This window comes from Vibrio sp. 779(2023) (genome assembly GCF_033344285.1).
Taxonomy (GTDB): Bacteria; Pseudomonadota; Gammaproteobacteria; order Enterobacterales; family Vibrionaceae; genus Vibrio; species Vibrio alginolyticus.
The window spans coordinates 1-1,213 of sequence record NZ_JAWPOM010000154.1 but is presented as its reverse complement, the minus strand read 5'-3'; the positions used below and the strand labels follow the sequence as shown (position 1 = coordinate 1,213).

The 1,213-nt window shown below is 47.5% G+C and carries 1 protein-coding gene; it reads right to left on the bottom strand.

All coding sequences use genetic code 11. From position 1 onward, the window contains the following. A partial coding sequence (locus R8O70_RS25690; RefSeq protein WP_318184522.1) for a lysophospholipid acyltransferase family protein occupies positions 1 to 1,213 on the bottom strand: 1,213 nt, incomplete at both ends.

The window sequence follows — 1,213 nt, the reverse complement described above, 5'->3', positions numbered from 1 at the left end:
GATTGTGCCAGCAACTGACGCGCGGTATGGCTGTAATCGTTGCTGATGCTCACTGGGCCAAATAAGTGCGTGTATTCAGGATGTTGATGAACAAAAGTCGCTATGCCTTTCCAGAGTAAGAGTAGGGCACTCATGCTTTTTTGATATTGCTCGGCAATCACAGAACGCCCCATTTCAATCGACTTACCCATTTGATCGAGAAAGCGTTGGTCATAGTTGAACAAGGTGCGCGAATACAATCCTTCTACGCCATATTTCGCCAATAATTGATCAACTAATCCAAGACGGTAAGCACCTACCATGCATTGGTTCTCACGATCCCACACAAACAGGTGCAGGTAATCATGATCGAAATGATCGATGTCTATCGCTTGTCCGGTCCCTTCGCCAACTTGACGGAAATTATGTTCTCGCAAGCGGCCAATTTCATGTAGGAGAGATGGGATCTGCTGTGCGCTGGCGCAGTACACGTCGAACTCGCCATTTTGAAGCAATTGGGTTTCTGCCGGTAAGCTGTGCAGCTCTTCAAGCAACTGGCCTATGGGTAACCCTGCCGCAATAGGTAAGAGATCATTGTCTGAGACCGTTTGCTGAGTGGCACTTACATCGCGGTTAAGCAGGTAGGTGTTAAGCCTCAGATAATTGACGATCTGATCATCGTTGAGGTTATTGAGTTCTTTAAACTTGATTGCTTGCCCAAAGGACAACTCAATGGTTTTTGCGCTCTTGTTGAGTAGCTCTCTTCCTAACATCAAGGTGCGTAAAAGAGGGTGGATTTTACCTGCCATGTAGAAGCGTTTTGAGTTCTGCCCACGAATGAAGACGGGAACAGTGACTGCTTTGTTCTTACGAATTAATGCACTGACACTGCGGCTCCATTCTTTGTCTTCTAAACGCTGTTGTTTGGCATCCACCAACTTTGACACTTCACCCGCAGGGAAAACCAATAACAAGCCGCCATTCGCAAGGTGTTTGTTGGCTGCTCTAAGTGCCTTCATGTTCGACTTGACCGCATCTTTGCCCTCGAATACGTCGACACCAATAAAAAGTTGGTCGAGCTCTGGCACGGTTTTCAGGTACTGATTCGCTAAAATTTGGATATCGTCTCGCACCATTAACAGTAGTTCGGCGAGAATCACGCCTTCAACACAGCCGAGAGGGTGATTCGCCACAATGACGGTTGCGCCTTGCTTTGGCACTGAGTCGAGCGAAC